An 18,207-nucleotide genomic window follows, 5' to 3' on the forward strand; every position below is an offset into this window, starting at 1 on the left:
GCTTCTATTTCAATTTTTTGTTCTGAGACGACGAAGCTTGTTCGCTTCGAACATCTCGCCCATAGCTGTCTTGATATCGAATGATATCGTCTTCACTTAAATGGCTGCCGGTTTGAACTTCAATCATTTCAAGAGGTGTCTCGCCAGGGTTCTCTAGGCAGTGGATGTGACCTAAAGGGATGTAAGTCGATTGATCTTCTTCGACGAGATAGGTTTTCTCATCGTTGGTCACTTTTGCAGTGCCAGCTACTACTATCCAATGTTCCGCTCTATGATGATGCATCTGAAGTGAAAGCTGATGACCCGCTTTTACGGTGATACGCTTAACTTTGTCTCGCTTTCCTAAATCAATCACATCGTATTTACCCCAAGGTCTAAATACCTCTCGGTGATGAATATGCTCTGTTCTACCTGCTTGATTTAGTTGACTAACAATCGATTTTACACCCTGAACCTTGTCTTTATCTGCGACCAATATAGCGTCTTTGGTCTCGACAATAATCAGGTTATCGACACCTACAGTAGCAACTAGCTTGTTTTCAGCATGAATGTAGTTGTGTTGAGAGTCGACGGTTAACACGTCACCTTCAATGACGTTGTTATGCCCATCTTTGTCGCTTACATCCCAGATAGCAGACCATGAGCCAATATCATTCCAACCGACATCCATCGGGATCACAGCTGCGTGCGAGGTTTTCTCCATCACGGCATAATCGATGGAATCGCTTGGGCTGCTTTTGAATGCTTCAGCGTCGATACGGATAAAGTCGAGGTCGGTATTTTGCTTTGCAAGAGCGAGTTTACAAGCCGCTAATATCTCGGGGTGGTGTTCGGCGAGTTCTTCAAGATAGCGTGATGCCTTAAACATGAACATGCCACTGTTCCATAGGTACTGTTCTGAGCGAATGTATGCTTCTGCTGTTGCTGTGTCTGGCTTTTCTACAAAGCATTCTATGGCGAAGGCGTGATTGATTGGCTGCTCTGTTCCATTAGTATCAGTTTGAGCACTGGAGGAAAGAGGCTCTCCCTGCTTGATATAGCCATAGCCAGTCTCTGGGGAGCTAGGTGTTATACCGAATGTCACCAGCTTGCCTTGTTTTGCATAATCAACACCACGACTAATCGCTTGTTGGAATTCAGAGGTTTTCGCGATGTGATGATCAGCAGCCAGCACTAACAAGATAGGGTCGGATGCGCTTTGTTCATTAAGCGGTGGTTTACTTAAAGCCTTTAGGGCGGCAAGCGCAATGGCTGGGGCTGTATTTCTACCGACTGGCTCTAGCAGAATACCACTATGTTGAATGTTAGCTGATCGAGCTTGTTCAGCGGCAATAAAGCGATGCTCTTCATTACAGATAATGAATGGGGCATCGCATTTACTATCCATCAAGTGCTCTTCAAGGCCTTGCAGGCGTTGAAGTGTGTGCTGAAGCATTGACTGGTCGCCGGCAATATTGAGAAATTGCTTAGGGTAAAGCTCGCGAGACAGTGGCCAGAGACGACTTCCGGAGCCGCCGGCTAGAATGACAGGTAAAATCATAGCGTGGTAATTAGGTGCATTAGAATACTGCCAGCATATTACCACGCTTCACGCTTATTACTTATCGATAACCAAGAAGGATATGACTATCGATGACCTTCCGTAGGGGAGTTCAACATGTCTTTGGGATCGCTAATATTCTGATTATCACCTAGGCTTTGAACGCTGTTATGATCTTGAACATTAGAAAAGTCTTGAGGGTCAATCTTGAGTGTCTGTGTTGGGAACGCGATGTCTGCATTGTGTTTATGAATAATCGCCAGAACCTGTAACAGAACGTCTTGCTTCACTTTGTGGTACCTGATCCAGTTGACTGTTTTTGTGAAGGTATAGATAAAGAAGTTGAGCGTTGATGGCCCAAATTTGTCAAAGTTAACGATCAACGTCTGTTTGGCATCAATATCAGGGTGGGTCTCGAGCATGGTTCTTACATCATCAACAATGAGCGCCAATTTGTCTGCATCTTGATAACGAAGACCAAAGGTTTCATTGATTCTACGATTCAACATTCTCGATGGATTCTCTACCACAATACTACTGAACACCGAATTTGGCACGTACAAAGGACGCTTATCAAAAGTGCGGATGATCGTCATGCGCCAACCAATGCGTTCGACAGTGCCTTCGATTTGACGATCGGGAGAACGTATCCAATCACCGACTTTAAAAGGGCGGTCGAAGTAAATCATCATGCCACCGAAGAAATTCGACAGTAGATCTTTTGCAGCTAAACCGACAATTAAACCTTTTCCTAATACTGAGTTTTACATAGAAATGTTGTCAATTGGATGTTGGTAGTTCTGTCGTAGCTTGTGAAGCATATTGACTCACATGCTAGTTAAACGATAGGAGGCTCATTGGCACATTTGGTTGTTCTATTACTTATGTCACCTCCTCAATTTTACTTCCTAGGCTAGTTCCTTCTCATGAATGTATATTCAGTTATTCACTATGTTGGAGGTTTATCGGTGATACTTTACTACCATTACAGGTATAGTTTATTTCCCCCGCTGACCTTATCCAATCGATCATTTTTTACTTGATCTCAAATCATGAAACAAGCATTTCTATGATGTTTTATCTGAAGAAAAAATCATTAACAAAATAAATAGTTATAAGCATAAATTCTTACATGTACCAGTCGTAGATTTATAAGTAACATATGGTCCACGTATCAATAATTTAAAGTTGAGATTTCAATGTCTAAGTCCTTTGAAGATTGGCTCAGTCAATACAACATTCAGCTATCGCTCTTAATTCAAGTTGCAGAAGCATTTGGCTTAATCCTATCGATTGCCATTGTGATTCATGTCGTATTACACCGTGTTGTCGTGGTTTGGTTGAAGAGTCGTGCTTCTAAATCTGAGGCTTTTTGGCGTCATGAGCTGTTCAGTGGTAATTTATTCAGTCAAATAGCTTTGCTTATTCAAGGGGTAGTGATCGGTATTCAGGCCAATTTATGGCTCTCACAAGAAAGCGCTCTTCGTGAAATGTTACTTATAATAGTCGAACTATGGGTAGTTCTTTATGCCATGTTATCGATATTCTCACTACTCAATGTGATCGATGCACTACTCAATCGTACTCAGGTGGGGCGTAACATGCCAACTAGAGGTATCATCCAGAGTATTAAGATAATTATATTTGTGATTGCAGCTCTGCTATTTACCTCAATTTTAATCGGAAAATCACCAATTATATTGCTAAGTGGTTTAGGTGCCATGACAGCAGTAGTTATGTTGGTATTCAGAGACCCAATTCTTGGTTTAGTCGCAGGAGTTCAGCTCTCTGCCAACAAAATGTTGAGTGTAGGGGATTGGCTCGAAATGACGAAATATGGCGCAGATGGTGATGTTATTGATATCAGCCTCACCACAGTAAAGATACAGAACTGGGATAAAACCATCACCACAGTCCCAACTTACGCTCTGATTTCAGACTCATTTAAAAACTGGAAAGGGATGACAGAGTCGGGAGGGCGACGGATTAAACGTAGCGTGATGATAGATGCAACAAGTGTTCACTTTCTCAATGAAGTTGAGGTGTCAGAGTTAACCAAAATACAATTATTAGAACCGTATATCAGAGGCAAAGTAGAAGAAATTACGCTCTACAATAATCAACACGATGTAAACAATACCAGATCTATCAATGGTCGCCGACTGACTAATTTGGGTAGCTTCCGCGCGTATCTAGAGCGCTATTTACGTGCACATCAAGAAATTCATAACGATATGACTTTAATGGTTCGTCAACTAGCGCCAACGCATGACGGTATTGCCATGGAGGTTTACTGTTTTACTACCACAACAGTATGGGGTGATTATGAGCGTATTCAATCAGACATTTTTGATCATTTGTATGCAGTTATGCCAGAATTTGATTTGCGTGTATCTCAGACTCCAACGGGTAGTGACTTTCGCCAGTGGAATCAAGATAAAACTAATTTAGTTTCATCAGGTTAAGTTAGTAATGGCTAGTTTAAATGAATAATGGTGGGTAATTAGTTGCCCGTCATTTTTTTCTTTATTAAAGCTTCAAAAATACTTAAATCACGATGGGACAAGAGCTACTTAGTGCTACTACCCTAAAGCGTTTCCGCCCCCCAACTTTGTTATCGAGTGGTTTACTGCGTTTTGCTGGTAACTCATAATGCTATACATGAGCTGAAAAGACAGGATTATGTAAAGTGAGGATGAATGAAGAATACACCCCACAATCTATCGTCCCTAATTTGGATAAGTGGCCTGTTGGCTCGCATGAGCGCCTAATAAATGGGTATTGGGAGTTGGGTATGATGAGATTTCATACTTTCACCAATGACTGTGGAGAAGACCTCCAGAATACATACAATCGCATCAACAATGGATTAGGGGTTCAAACGATCTACATCGACCTTCTCTCACTTGCAGGTGAAGATTACAGAAACAAGTCGCAAATCATGAATATCATTCGAAGTGACAAGCCAACGTGGATCTGGTTTATCAATTGCGAGGCGCTTCTAAATGGTTCTCTGCCTAGCTGGCTGCGATCAATCCTCACCACATACAATGCAGATCATATTCGAGTTACTTTTGTGCTCGATAATCAAGAGCAGTTTAGCAGTATATTCCAGCGCTATTCCGCGCCACTATATCAATCGACTATAGCTCTCGATCTTCAGAAGAGCTAGCTCAGAATTGTCCAGAGACGTGCTTGACCTCTACGGTGAGATAGCACTCATTGGGACAAAAGCGCCTTAGCAAAATCACACTTTCCATTGAATTTGCATTTATTCAAGCCATGCAAAGTACGCCTTTTCGAAAATAAGGAAAAAGAGCTAAGGGGGATAGTATAAAATCTCCTGAAGATATCAAGAGAGCTAGGAACAGCATGGATAATTTTCAAAACCTTATTGATTACAGCACCGTCGATGACCTGAAGTTTCGTATCAAGTCATTACCCTTTTCTTGTGCTATCCCCAGTCGCAAAGCAGAAGTTGCAAGTGTACTCTTTAATGCATTGATGAACCCAGACAACCTACAGTCAATTTGGAACCACCTCTCAGAGGTTCAGAAACTTGCTTTGCAAGAGGCCGTTCACAATCAAGCAGGTTATATGGACGGTTTCGTATTCTGGTCAAAATATCAAAAAGAACCACCTAGTACAGAAGACTGGTCGTTGTATCGAAGTCGAGATAAAGATAACGGTGACAAAGCTTTATCTCCGTTCTTTTATCCTGACCGCCGTTACGGATCTTCACGCAGAATACCTAATGACCTATTAGCTTTTTTGAAACCTCATGTTCCATTGCCACCACATTTTTCTGTGCCAACGGCAATTGTCGATGGTGACGAGATTGAAACGTCAGAAACACCACAATACACGGAAGCGGAGCTTAACGTTCTTCTTAATACTATTAAGGTTAAGAAGTTAAAAGTCAGTCCGAAAACTGGGCAGCCTTCTAAAGCATTGCTCAACCAACTGTGCAACAAACTCAATGAACCGTATCAAAAGGCAACATCACTTGATGACGAATCAGCGAAAAGTATAAAGGCTTTTGGTTGGATTCAAATTCTAAGAGCTGCTCTATGGTTCAAAGAGACAAATGGTGAATTGCAAATCAACCTAAAAAAAGCCGCTCTTCAACAACGACATTGTGACGTCATTAAACAGCTTTTCTTGGACTGGAAAGATCGAAGCAAATTTGACGAGTTCTCACGTATCAATCAGATTAAAGGGCAAAAAGGAAAAGGTCAGAAATATTTTACCAATGTTCTGAGCCGCAGGGATGCTTGTATAGAAACATTGCGATCTTGCCCACCTGAAGAATGGGTCTCTTTTGATGACTATCTGAGATTAATGGCGGTTGAGGGGCAATTCTTTAATATTACGTTTGAACCCTATAGCTTGTATATCGGTGATTCCACGTATGGCCGCATTCATGACGGTACTTTTCTTACTAATGCTTACTCTCGCTGTTTAATTATGGAGTATTTCGCGACTCTAGGGATCGTCGATATAGCTTACGTAACGCCGGAGAGCGCTCAAGATAATTACTATGACCGTTGGGGGCAATATGACCTAGATTATTTGTCCATTTATGATGGTTTAAAATATATCAGGCTTACAAAGCTCGGAGCCTATGTGCTTGGAGTGGTTGATACCTACATCGATGTATCCGAATCAACGAAAACATCGATCGCATTATTGCCGAAGAATCGTGTTCAGTTTATGCAGCCACCCACTACAAGTGAGCGAGTATTTCTTACTAATTATGCGGATGAAGTTACCGACCAAGTCTGGCAGCTATGCACAAGCAGGATACTCTCACACCTCGAAAATGGTGGTGACTTAGAAGAAATACAATCTTTCCTATCTGAAAGAGATGAACAACCATATTTCCCGACTCAAATTGAGCACCTCTTCAAAACGTTGGAGAGCAATAAGAATGCAGTACGATTAGAGGGGCGTTTTTTACTTTTGAAATGCGATACCGAGTCGATAGCAAAGAACATAGCGTCAGCACCTAAATTACAGAAATTGTGCCAACGCGTAGGAAAAGACCAGTTAATTATCCCAGAGGGCAAAGAATCGTTGTTTAGACAATTAGTTCATGAACTTGCCTATGCTATGCCCATACAGTCATAGTTTTCAATGTAAGGGCAAAGTTTTTTGCCCTGTAAGCGATCATTTTAGAGGTGAATTACTCAATTTCATTCACACCTGATGTTGAAGAACTAGCAGTGGTTTTCTTTTTTCGTTGAGATAGTGTTGGTTCGTCCGCGGTCTTTCGCTACGGGACAAAAGCGCCTTAGTGTTACTTCTCTAAAACATTATCGTTAAATCAAATACTCTACAAAATCTGGGGCGTACATTTTACCCTACTAAAATTATCCGATTGAATGCTACTCAAAGCGATTAAAACCTTCACTATGAGTGTTTAGCCTGTCAAAGTGACCTTTTGGTTGGTGAAGTTGTCAGAACATCTTGTTAGCAATGATAAGCCATTGAAAATATTGTTATCATCTTTTTATTTGTCAGTAAATAAGACTTCCATGAGATATGAATCAGCCCCAGTAATTCCAGAAGAAAGACTAGAAACCACAAGAGAGCGAGCAGTACGCCAACGCTTAGATCGTAGGGCTGAATTAACGCCTTCAGCAAGCGATGAGAAACGATGGAAGGAAAACCGTGAAAGGGTTCTTAGAGATAGACAAGAAGCGGGATTAGGGTCAATCTCTCAAGGATTGAAAACTCCTCAAGTCCTGAACGATTCGATAGGACTACAGTGTACCCTTGAAGATGAAATGGCGAAGAACCATCAACATGTGTTGATCACCGATTTAGAGGATGCTCATAAAATATTGCATAACGTTTGGTTGGATTCAGGTAAAGATGTTGCAGCCCTTTCTACGAGTATTAATACAGCGAAGTCATGGTTTAACCACACAGAGCCGATGTTTGATGCTGCGTCTATTGCTAAGCAATTTGGGGACATGAACATTAAGGCAGATCTTGTCGAGAGCAAAGGCAAAACCTTTGTGGCGTTTAATGGGACAGATCAGAATGGGAAAGTGCTCAAACATGCGTTTGTTAATGGCACGCGTATTAATATGAATGGGAAGAAGTACCCTCTCAATTCATTTAAATCGATGCAAGCAGGCTTTAGTCCTCAATCAAGGGCTGCAAACTTTAAGGGGGCAGGAGTTTTAACGTTTGTGGTGTCTGCTAGTATAGCGACTAGCGATTTAGCTTTTAAAGATGATTATCACTTAGTGGATTGGTTTGGTAATGTTGGCGCAGATATGTTTAAGGCTCTGATTCAGTTTGGGATTGGTGAGGCCGCTTTGTTTGCAGCAGCGACTCTGACTGGCTCGCTATTAATAGCAGGGGTTGTTTGTGCGTTAGCTTATCTAGCCATTGAATTTATGTGGGGAAAATATGATATTTCAAATTCAATTGTAACGGAGCTTGAAAATGCAGTCCAAAACTAGAGTTAGATTAGCTGTAATTTTTATGTGGGTGCTTGGGCTTGGTGCTTGGTGTTTGATATCTTATGACGTGCTTCAAAGCTACTTGGATCTGTTGAATCATGAGCGCGTTGTTACGTTTTCTCCAATAGCATTATGGCTTCCTATTGGTGGCTTTGGGTTGGTTCTCTATTTGATTTTTATGACACCAAAGGCGTTTTATTACGGGAAAACAATCGTCCAACTAGAGTCAAAGCAAACTAGAGCCAAGTGGGACAAGATAATACTGTTATTTACTCTTGTTGGTGTGGCGTTTGCATCCGGGTGGACGTACCATACTTTTGATTTAATGGATAAGTATGGCTACATGTATAGTGAAGAACTCAATAGAAATGCAGGTACAAGTATTTACCGAAAATGGGTAAGATCAATGTGACAGGTTTAGAAAATCCCATCGAAACCGAACGTTAGGATTACGGAAAAACGACTATAAATAGAGCCTATTTAGACTTGAATTCTTTAGTACGAACCTAAACTAATCTTTTTGCTAGTGTGACTTTACTCGTCGTACTAGCTCTTTACAACTTTGCCATACATGTAGTTATTCATGAGTCGCTAATATTCGATTTTCCGAAGTTCAATTTTGTCAAAAGCCTTCTTACGAAAGTAGGTTTCTGGTTCAGAACGGGACAATAGCCGTTTAGAGACCTTCTCATCGTGATTCTTTATTTACTTCGAATATTTTTAATCTCTTGGGCAACCATCTCAGTGGTGCCGATACCATGATTTCGAACTTTTATCTCCAATAGTTCACCAAGGATAGCATTCAACTTATTTGAGTGGTATTGAGCACTCTTTAGGTACTGATATAACGTAACGAGGTTTTTCACACGTTCGATGTCTTCTGTTTGGTCTACAAGGTCTAAAAAGTAACGCCTAGCTTCGTCAAAACTAAAGTAGTAATGTCCATTCTTCAGATCAATACGATAGGTTTTCTCTAACTCATCTTTATGCCCCCCGTCTCCATACGAGTACGAACTAAAATCTATATGTTTTGCCAAATCAATTGCGTACCTAATATAGTCATCTAACTGTTTTAGGCCATGAACAAATTCATTTTCTAACCTTTTAGCTTTATCTAGTTGTTGAGGTGTCGGTTTTTTTCGACCAAACATTAGCTCACCTTAAGTAATACACTGTAAACAAAATATGGCGTGATTATAGCCTAGGGTTCTTCGGGACAAAAGCGACTCAGAGTTTGTTGTCAAAAGAATGGGGGGGCATCGATAGATACCCGCACCTAAGCCAAATCGATGAAAATTATCAATGATGTTTAAATGAGGGACCTAAATACCTACATTTGTTGTTATATTTCGCATTGCATGCCTTCCAAGCCTCGGCCTCGTTTTTGTAATAGCCATTGCTATCTTTGGTCGGTGCTGTTATTGAGCTGACGCAACTACCAAAAAATATGAGTACCCCAAAAAAGAGGATGGGAGCGAAGCATCCATTGAATAAACCGCTTGAGGGGGCAGTGAGCCTAGGGTTTGGTTGAGCTGTGGATTTGATAGTTGGCGATCTAGGGTTCGCTTTCTGAACAGTTTTTACTGGTAATTCAACTTTAGGTGCACGACCGTTTACGTTTCTTGCCAGCGCTATAGAGCTTGTAGGTATGCCAGTAAAATCGGCTGTCACAAATTTTACTGATACGGTTGAGGCATTGCACTCTATGACAAGCCCGTTACCCAAATCTGGTCGGGACTTATGAATCACAACATCGCCTTGCTTAAACATCGAACACCTTTACACCATCATTAAAAAGGGTCGGCACTTTCTCATGAAGGTTCGTTTAACTCCACTGATTTTTACTCTTCCTACATTTGTCTGCATCTAAAGCGTTAGCATAACCATCAGCGGTACCAGAGTTATACGAGGTGTAATATTCCCATCGGTTTAATTTCGCTTTGGTCAACAAAGAGCGTGTAGTTTGGGTTTACCACGGGTTCGTAACAAGGTTTTCCTCAAAATCGTTTACAGAGCCAAGAATTGGGACAAAAGCGAGCTAGACCCTCGACTGGTACCTGTTCGGTTCACTAACTGCTTAGGTTCGTGGTCGAAGTATTTCGAACACCCTCATAGCATGAGCAACTTTGAAATAATAAACAGAACGATTCTGATCTTGTTCTACTTTCTGGGAGAATGATTCAAGCTCAGGCATAAAGCGTCTAAAGTCTCCAGTAGGTTTAATTACAAACTCATTGCTAGTAATCTTCGGCTCAATCCACGCAGTAGAGTTGGCTTTAAAATCAACACGCCTTAATCCCCAGCGTCGGTTATGATCTTTGGGCTGATAGTGAATGTGCAGCCCTTGAATACTTTCAGCGATCGATAGCAATTCTAAGTCTATTCTGTTTCTAACCATGTTCTTGGTGTTTGATGTTTGCAAGTCATACTTAACCGATGTCCAAATGCTTAACAACTCCGCACGATTTTCTGGCTTGCGGTTTACAAATAATGGGCTGGGATGGGGACTTTTGAATATCTTCAGGTCTGGTGCAAGTTGTCGGACATGGTTTTCTGCTTTTTGCGCTTTTTTACCGACGAGTACCACCGTTCTAAGTCTAGGTAGAAGTTGTATTAACTCTCCGAGTGATCTTATGCCAGCAGCAATATCTTTTGAGTTCGCTGGTCGAATCTTACTCTTTGAACCAATGTACCAAGGTACAGTATTCCACGTAATAATACGCTTGCGATCTATTCCTGTTTCTCTACTAATCTCAAAAAAGTTCTTAGCAGTCTCATCAGGGTTATTCATTGAGACAAAACCAGAATTCTTTGCCTTTGCTCCGGGAGCTTCTAAAAGAAAAAGAACCTCTGCTTTAATCCCACCGTCCCATGGGTCAAAATATGGAATAGTAGCGTCTGAGTCTGAGGCTATACGAAGTCGCTTAACAAATTTTGTCAGTGGAGCAATGTGTTCATCACTGAGTTGTGATAAACGAGACTTTAATGCTTCACTATCTCCTAATAACTTTGGTCGGTCCAAAGAAATTCCTTAGTAGTTGAAAACCATGCCATATAGTGAGAATACCACGTACTAGACCCAACCAGTAATAGTCGCAGCCCCAACAAGGTTGTAACTTTTGCGAAGTTGGCTTGCAACTTATTCTGGGACAAAAGCGCCTTAGAGTGTCAATCGCTTTTGCTTACTTAAGGTCTTCATTTTTGAGTTACTTGAGAGTTACAGTAAAACCGTTACCATCTGTAGATCGTTTTGCGACTGAACCGGGATTATCTTTTGCAAATTGGAACGCTTGTTTTGCCGTTGCAAACCATTGTTCAGCCGCTTGATTTGTAGGTACTGATGAGTAACTTCGACTAGAATCCCCTCTGCCTAAAGGAGTGTCATACCCTCGTCTATCTGAAGAGCCATCATCACCAAAAACTTCTCTATTAATTTGTGGTCGACGGTATATACTTTCTGACCATTCTTGACCATCAGGGGCAACACACGGATCCATGCCCATTTCTATTGCATAAGCAGCCATTGAACTCATAACATTCTCTCCTGTTAAGTCGTTTTGTTGAAATATTTGAAAAAACCAAGCGGGGCTTTATATTGTTTGAGCCTTTCGATGCGATTGTAAACTAAGTTGTCACCAACAAATCTGACACCGATGACTTGCTGCCTTTTAAAGTAGGACAACAAATACTCTATTTCTTTCTTGATAAGAAAATACTTGAATTGTTCAAAATCTAAATTTGGTAATAGTTTCACGGATGAATAACCAAAGTATAAGTGATTCAAGTGTTCATCAGTGATGCCCATATTGTAATGGTTACTCCAAGCTAATGAAACTAAGTCGCTAGCTAAGTAATTATATTGCAACTGATCAAAATCTATAAGGCGAACTTTACTTTCTGACCAGATGGTGTTTTCTAAATGACAATCTCCGTGACATACGCCCATATCTAAAGATTTCAAATTACTTAAAGGATATTTTTCAAGTGTTTCAAGAGATTCTAACAACAAAAACTTGGATCCATTGCTCAACGAAAAGTTGACGATAGAGTCTTCTATTTCTTTGGAGTTTATGCCAGAAATGTCTGATGGGGCAATTGAGTTTATTAGGTGTAGGGACGCAATTTCTTTACCAAATTCATTGGCATATTGAGCATCTATGCTTTTAGAACCAACATCCTTAAACCAAGGATACAAAGCCCCAATTCTCTGACCCTCGGGATAATTCAAACTAACGCTAAGCGAGCCAGATGATGAACGTCTTAAATATTCATGTCCATACAAAGATGAAGCAACCTGCTCGATATGTAACAGGCGTTCGAATGACATGCTTTCTAATGAATATACTTTGAAGAGGTACGAACAGGTGTCTCCATATAACTTGTAGACATCATTTTCTCTTGACTGAATTAAGTCTGCATTGTTAATCGTCACATCATAGGAAGCATTTACCAATTCAATAATTGACTCAACATTTGCAATTGATCTTGCAATAATTGGGTTAGTTACTTCACTCATCAACAACCTCAACAGTCTTATGCTGAGCACCATAGTAAGTGCCCTCATCAATGATGTAACGCAGTGCCACACCACAACTTGGGCAATCAAACCCTTCGTTTGGCTCAATGCATTCGTCTTCAATCCAATCCCAGCCCAAGTGGTCTTCACATTCGGGGCATTGCATAACGGCTCCTCAAGTCTCACAACTCTCTGAAATCCTCAGCGCGTCTTCAATCTCGACGCCAAGGTATTCAATCGTGCTTTCTAACTTAGCATGACCAAGAAGCAACTGGATAGCACGTAAATTCTTGGTTTTGGCGTAGATCAAAGAAGCCTTTGTTCGGCGCAGTGAATGCGTGCCGTATTGCGTTTTATCGAGTCCTATATCAGTAACCCATCGATTAACCATGGTGGTGTAGTAATGGTACGAGATGGGCTGCCCCTCTCGGCATGGGCTAGGAAACAAGAAGTCGGTAGGTGACAAACCATTCTGAATAATCCATTGCGATAACGTCTGCTGTGTCTTGGGTGTGATCTCGAAATGTACTTCCTGCTGGTTTTTTGCTGTTTAACGATGGTTCTGGACATCACGCAACCACTGCGACTGACATCTTGAACTTTCAAGTTGCGTAAATCACAGGATCTCAACTTGCAGTCGATGGCTAGATTGAACAGTGCCAACTCAAACAACCGCTCTTCAAGTTCCAGTCTAATTCTGATGCGCCAAATGTCTTCTAGTTTGAAGGCTTTCTTCTGACCTATACGCTTTCCTTTATTCCAAGCTTCCATAATGTGCTCCTTACTTCATAAAAATACTCTTTAAGTAAGGCAGAAATCAAAGACAATGCTGCATCCAGTGGTATGATTGACGGAATATTTCTATAACAAGAAAACTTCTAATGAATCAAACAGAACAACAGTATTTGAAAGAGCTTGAAGGCAAGCTTTGGAACGCCGCAGACAAGCTACGCTCAACGCTAGACGCAGCGCAGTATAAACATGCAGTGTTAGGTCTGATATTCGTTAAATACGTTTCTGATGCGTTTAAGCTACGTTAGGATGAGATCAAAGCAGACATTGCTAACCCTGAGCACGAATACTACTTAGATCCTGCTGATTATTCTGAAGAAGAACTAGCAGAAGAGATTGCGATTGAACTGGAACAGCGCGACTTCTACACAGAGAAAAACGTGTTCTGGCTACCTACTGAGTCTCGTTGGCAGTTCCTGCAAGATAACGGCCCATTGGTTATTGGTGGTGCTGAACTCGATATTAATGGCAAAGCTAAGAAGATTACTTCAGTTGGTCACCTCATTGATAACGCACTTGAAGGCATTGAGCGTGATAACCCGAAACTGAAAGGTGTACTTAACAAGTCATACTCTTCATTGAAGATTGACCAAGCTAAGCTGAATGAGCTTATCAACCTGATCGCGACAATTCCCTTTGTTCATGCCGATCTAAACAGTAAAGACATCCTAGGTCATGTATACGAATACATGCTTGGTCAGTTCGCACTGGCTGAAGGTAAAAAAGGTGGTCAGTTCTATACGCCAGCATCCATCGTAACGCTGATCGTAGAGATGATTGAACCGTTTGAAGGTCGAGTATACGACCCTGCAATGGGTTCTGGTGGTTTCTTTGTTCAATCAGAGAAGTTCATCGAGCGTCATGCAAACGAGAAGAAGGTTGATGCCCTTACTCAGAAGCAGAAGATCTCAATCTATGGTCAAGAATACAACCATACAACGTGGCAGCTAGCTGCGATGAACATGGCGATCCGTGGCCTTGATTACGACTTCGGTAAAGAGCCTGCAAGTACCTACACTAACGTACAACACCCTGATCTTCGTGCTGACTTCATCATGGCGAACCCTCCATTCAACATGAAAGAGTGGAACACGGGTGTTGATGACAACGACCCTCGCTTCAAATACGGTCAACCGCCATCAGGTAATGCGAACTTCGCGTGGATGCAGCACATGCTTCACCACCTAGCACCTGAAGGCTCACAAGCTCTGTTATTGGCTAATGGCTCTATGAGTTCAAGCACCAACAACGAAGGTACTATTCGTCAGGCTCTAATTGAGAATGATTTGATTGAATGTATGGTGGCGCTTCCGGGGCAACTGTTTACCAATACACAGATCCCTGCGTGTATTTGGTTCTTAACCAAGAACAAGAACCCTCGTGTTGATAAGGCTGGTCGTAAACTACGTGGCCGTAAAGGTGAGGTGCTGTTTATTGATGCACGTAACCTTGGCTACATGAAAGACCGTGTTCTTCGTGACTTTAGTTTTGATGATATCAAGAAAGTTGCTGACCTGTTCCACGCTTGGAAAACGGGTGAAGAAGTCCATGGTGTGGCATACGAAGACCAAGCAGGCTTCTGCAAGTCAGCAACGCTAAAAGAAATTACTAAACATGACTTCGTACTGACTCCGGGTCGTTATGTCGGTGCTACTGAGGAAGAGGATGACGGTGTTCCTTTTGCAGAAAAGATGGCGACGCTGACTTCGAAGTTAAGTGCACAGTTTGCAGAATCAGCAACGCTAGAGGCCGAAATCAAGAAAAACCTAGTGGGGTTAGGTTATGAGTTCTAAGTGGCCTGTTGTTACTTTAAGTGATGTTCTTTCAACTATCATCGATTATCGAGGAAAAACACCGCCAAAGTCCGAAACGGGTATTGCGGTTTTGACCGCGGCAAGTGTTAAAGATGGTCGTGTATTGAAAGACAAAGTATCTTACATATCGCAGGAGACGTATGAGAAAGTCACTACGCGAGGCTTTCCGCAAAAAGGTGATGTTCTCATTACTACCGAAGCACCCGTAGGTGAAGTCGCCCCGTTTCCTGTAGATAAAACATATCATATTACTCGCCGCATCATGGCATTGAGAGGAAATAAGGGTATTGTTGATTCCAATTTCCTTCTATATGTCCTTTTAGGCCCACACAATCAATCTCAACTAGCGGCGTGTACTCGCGGTTCCACCGTTCCCAGAGTATTGAAGACTGATATTACAGGTCTAGAGTTCCCTCTACCGCCATTGACAGTGCAGCGGCAAATAGGCGGGTTTTTGGCTGCAATCGATGCAAAGATTTCATTAAATTCTCAAGCTAACCAAACCCTAGAGGAAATGGCGCAAGCTATCTTTAAGTCATGGTTTGTAGACTTCGAGCCAGTAAAAGCCAAAATGAATGGCGAGCAACCAGAGGGTATGGATGCGGCGACTGCCTCGCTATTCCCAGAAAAGCTCGTTGAGTCTGAGTTGGGTTTGATACCTGAGGGTTGGGAAGCTGGAGAGTTGTCGGATTTGATGGACTTTAATCCTAAACGCACTCTCAAGAAAGGCACAGTGGCTCCATATCTAGATATGAAAAACATGCCAACAGCAGGTCACCTTGCTTTGGACATCTATGATCGAGAAATGGGTAGTGGAACTAAATTCATCAACGGTGATGCATTACTTGCCCGCATCACACCGTGTCTTGAAAACGGTAAAAGTGCATACGTAGATTTTCTTGAAGATGAACAAGTTGGCTGGGGTTCTACTGAATACATTGTCATGCGTTCGAAGTCTGACAGCTACAAATACTTCAGCTATTTTATGGCGAGATTCGAGCCGTTCAGAAAGTTTGCAATTCAAAGCATGACGGGCACTAGTGGTCGTCAACGAGCACAAGCCAAAACTGTTCAAACCATGCCTTTTGTTATTCCACCGCTTTCAATTCTTGAAAAGTTCGATGAGTTGATCGCTGCAAATATGAAGTTGATTAAGCGCCATGGTGATGAGAATAAGACGCTAGCAGGGCTTCGCGACACGCTACTTCCTAAATTGCTTTCCGGCGAAATCGAGTTAGACATCGCAGAGGTTAACCTGAATGACTGAGCAACTATTAACAGCTATTGAATCTGGTAATCTGGCGTTATTGAAGGATGTGATTGAACAGCAGCCTGAGCTGGTTAATACCGTGTTTGATGAGCAGGGAGCAACGCCATTTGAGTTGGCATTGAAATTTGGTTTCTCATCATTGGCCGAAGTGCTCATCGAAGTGGACGGTTTTGATATTAATCATGCAGGCCATAATCCACTTCGGTTAGCAGTCGAACTAGGTTTCTTGGACATTGCTAAAGCACTGTTACACAAAGGCGCAAACCCTAACTATCGACCACAACAAATGAGCAGCGCATTGTTGCTTTGTTTAGACAATGAATATTTTGAACTCGCTGAGTTGATGGTCGAAAAAGGCGCTGAAGTTAACATTCGTAACGACAAGGGCTGGACACCATTAATTTGGGCATCAATGAAAGGTCGAATCAAAGCGGTTGAGTTTCTACTTAAGCACGGAGCTGCCGTCGATGTTTGTAACAATGATGGTTGGAATGCGGTTACGGGCGCGTACTTTAAACAACGCTTAGAGGTGGTAGATAAGCTACTCGCTGAAGGAGCGGTGTTCAGCGCGAAGTATTCAGAAGCGGCGATGCTGTCAGCGTATCAAAATGGGCATGTCAACATCGCTAAGAAGCTACTCGCTGATGGCGTAAATCCAGATGTTGAAAATGAAGATAAAGAAACGATGCTGATTATCGCTGTTACTAAAGGTGATGACGAAATGATAAAAGCGCTCGTTACTGCTGGTGCGAATCCGAATGCAAGAAATAAAGATTCACATCCAGCGTTATCCTTATTAGCTCAAAATGGCAAAAATGAATTTATTTCGTTGCTTATAGACAAAGGTGCGGATGCCAACCTTCATAGTAAGTCTGGTAGAACGGCAGCAAATTGGGCGGCTACTTATAATCAAGCATCCACGTTAGAGTTGCTTAATAGTAATGGCGCTAACCTTAACTTTCGAAATAAAGACGGCTGGTCTCCATTGATGGTTGCAGCAGATAAAGGCTATTTAGAAACGGTTAATCAAGCGGTTCAATTAAATGTAAATTTAGAGTTTCGAACGTCAAATGGTAATACAGCTCAAGATCTTGCCAGAATAAGTGCCCCCAAAACTAAATATGGCGCTTTGAAGGAAACCAGCTTCTCACAAATTACTGAATTGCTAGAACAGACGCGCCAACAATGATTGCTCAAAGTTCCGTTTTTGATGCAGTCCGTCGTGGCTATAACGAGCTAGAGCTTGCAAGTAACGACGAGATCCTTGATTACTTTGCTGATGTTAACCCTGATGCTATGTCAGGGCATATCAGCAACATCAAAGGCATTGTTTTCGAACAAGAGGTTGTGGCTGCACTCAACTGGCAGGGTATGGATGCCATGCTCTTTGAAGCAACCAACCATCCTGTTTCTGATATTGCATTAATGAGTGATGGTGATATAGCGGCTGAAGTGCAATTAAAAGCGACCGACAGTGTTTCTTATATCAACGAGACACTTGCTGAAAACTCAGATATCCCAATTCTTGTTACGAGTGAAGTTGCCGATAGTTTTGATAACACATTGGTGATCGATTCAGGAATTGATAATGCAGCATTGACTGATACGGTGTCAGAAACATTAGCTGGTGAAATGGTTCACAGCGTAGGTGAATCTGTAGCAAGTGATGTTGCGAGCGAGGGCTTAGCAGAACTCGTAGCTGATGTAGCAATACCAGTTAGCCCGATTGGGTTCGGAATTGGCTTGTTATTTGGGCTGCCATTCTAAGTGTTGTGCTACGAGAATAATAAAAAAGACTT

The 18,207-nt window shown here is 41.9% G+C and carries 14 protein-coding genes and 3 pseudogenes; 9 read left to right on the forward strand and 8 right to left on the reverse strand.

Going from position 1 to position 18,207, the window contains the following annotated elements; translation table 11 throughout:
* Nucleotides 1-4: 4 nt before the first annotated feature.
* Nucleotides 5-1,540, reverse strand: coding sequence for a mannose-1-phosphate guanylyltransferase/mannose-6-phosphate isomerase (locus tag LMH68_RS18760; protein WP_229648179.1), 1,536 nt, complete (start codon nucleotides 1,538-1,540; stop codon nucleotides 5-7).
* An 86-nt stretch (nucleotides 1,541-1,626) separates the two neighbouring features.
* Nucleotides 1,627-2,286: pseudogene (locus LMH68_RS18765) on the reverse strand (mechanosensitive ion channel family protein); the annotation flags it as partial.
* Between the two features lie 453 nt (nucleotides 2,287-2,739).
* Between LMH68_RS18765 and LMH68_RS18770 the strand changes: the two are divergent.
* The 5 genes from LMH68_RS18770 (at nucleotide 2,740) to LMH68_RS18790 (ending at nucleotide 8,428) form a co-directional block, all read left to right on the forward strand.
* Nucleotides 2,740-4,005: a mechanosensitive ion channel family protein gene (locus LMH68_RS18770; protein ID WP_229648178.1), complete on the forward strand. Its 1,266-nt coding sequence runs from the start codon at nucleotides 2,740-2,742 to the stop codon at nucleotides 4,003-4,005.
* Between the two features lie 230 nt (nucleotides 4,006-4,235).
* Nucleotides 4,236-4,712: a hypothetical protein gene (locus LMH68_RS18775; protein WP_050649192.1), complete on the forward strand. Its 477-nt coding sequence runs from the start codon at nucleotides 4,236-4,238 to the stop codon at nucleotides 4,710-4,712.
* Between the two features lie 200 nt (nucleotides 4,713-4,912).
* The gene (locus tag LMH68_RS18780; RefSeq protein ID WP_017059547.1) at nucleotides 4,913-6,670 is read left to right on the forward strand and encodes a hypothetical protein; all 1,758 of its coding nucleotides are present in this window, start codon (nucleotides 4,913-4,915) and stop codon (nucleotides 6,668-6,670) included.
* Between the two features lie 407 nt (nucleotides 6,671-7,077).
* Nucleotides 7,078-8,016, forward strand: a complete 939-nt coding sequence (locus LMH68_RS18785; protein WP_102561322.1) for a hypothetical protein — start codon at nucleotides 7,078-7,080, stop codon at nucleotides 8,014-8,016.
* Nucleotides 8,000-8,428: a hypothetical protein gene (locus LMH68_RS18790; RefSeq protein ID WP_102561320.1), complete on the forward strand. Its 429-nt coding sequence runs from the start codon at nucleotides 8,000-8,002 to the stop codon at nucleotides 8,426-8,428. The genes LMH68_RS18785 and LMH68_RS18790 overlap by 17 nt, the downstream gene beginning before the upstream one ends.
* Before the next feature lie 289 nt (nucleotides 8,429-8,717).
* Here the strand turns inward: LMH68_RS18790 and LMH68_RS18795 are convergent, their stop codons facing one another.
* From LMH68_RS18795 to LMH68_RS18820, 6 genes and pseudogenes are all read right to left on the reverse strand, one after another.
* Nucleotides 8,718-9,167 carry a hypothetical protein gene (locus LMH68_RS18795; protein WP_229648177.1) on the reverse strand — a complete coding sequence of 150 codons (450 nt, stop codon included), beginning with the start codon at nucleotides 9,165-9,167 and terminating at the stop codon, nucleotides 8,718-8,720.
* A 926-nt stretch (nucleotides 9,168-10,093) separates the two neighbouring features.
* Nucleotides 10,094-11,038 (reverse strand): uracil-DNA glycosylase, encoded by a 945-nt coding sequence (locus tag LMH68_RS18800; RefSeq protein ID WP_229648176.1) that lies wholly within the window; start codon nucleotides 11,036-11,038, stop codon nucleotides 10,094-10,096.
* A gap of 184 nt (nucleotides 11,039-11,222) precedes the next feature.
* Nucleotides 11,223-11,549 carry a hypothetical protein gene (locus LMH68_RS18805; RefSeq protein ID WP_102564614.1) on the reverse strand — a complete coding sequence of 109 codons (327 nt, stop codon included), beginning with the start codon at nucleotides 11,547-11,549 and terminating at the stop codon, nucleotides 11,223-11,225.
* A gap of 14 nt (nucleotides 11,550-11,563) precedes the next feature.
* Entirely contained in the window at nucleotides 11,564-12,532 is a 969-nt protein-coding gene (locus LMH68_RS18810) for a phosphotransferase (protein WP_229648175.1), read from the reverse strand.
* Entirely contained in the window at nucleotides 12,525-12,698 is a 174-nt protein-coding gene (locus LMH68_RS18815; RefSeq protein WP_229648174.1) for a hypothetical protein, read from the reverse strand. Before LMH68_RS18815 ends, LMH68_RS18810 begins: the two co-directional genes overlap by 8 nt.
* 9 nt (nucleotides 12,699-12,707) lie before the next feature.
* Nucleotides 12,708-13,303: pseudogene (locus LMH68_RS18820) on the reverse strand (tyrosine-type recombinase/integrase).
* Nucleotides 13,304-13,413: 110 nt separating this feature from the next.
* Here LMH68_RS18820 and LMH68_RS18825 point away from each other — a divergent pair.
* From LMH68_RS18825 to LMH68_RS18840, 4 genes and pseudogenes are all read left to right on the forward strand, one after another.
* Nucleotides 13,414-15,117, forward strand: a pseudogene (locus LMH68_RS18825) (N-6 DNA methylase).
* Nucleotides 15,107-16,405: a restriction endonuclease subunit S gene (locus LMH68_RS18830; RefSeq protein WP_229648173.1), complete on the forward strand. Its 1,299-nt coding sequence runs from the start codon at nucleotides 15,107-15,109 to the stop codon at nucleotides 16,403-16,405. Before LMH68_RS18825 ends, LMH68_RS18830 begins: the two are co-directional and overlap by 11 nt.
* The gene (locus LMH68_RS18835; protein WP_102564610.1) at nucleotides 16,398-17,597 is read left to right on the forward strand and encodes an ankyrin repeat domain-containing protein; all 1,200 of its coding nucleotides are present in this window, start codon (nucleotides 16,398-16,400) and stop codon (nucleotides 17,595-17,597) included. Before LMH68_RS18830 ends, LMH68_RS18835 begins: the two co-directional genes overlap by 8 nt.
* Nucleotides 17,594-18,175 carry a hypothetical protein gene (locus tag LMH68_RS18840; protein WP_229648172.1) on the forward strand — a complete coding sequence of 194 codons (582 nt, stop codon included), beginning with the start codon at nucleotides 17,594-17,596 and terminating at the stop codon, nucleotides 18,173-18,175. The genes LMH68_RS18835 and LMH68_RS18840 overlap by 4 nt, the downstream gene beginning before the upstream one ends.
* Nucleotides 18,176-18,207: the final 32 nt, after the last annotated feature.

The organism is Vibrio sp. F13 (genome assembly GCF_020806305.2).
Lineage (GTDB): Bacteria > Pseudomonadota > Gammaproteobacteria > Enterobacterales > Vibrionaceae > Vibrio > Vibrio crassostreae_C.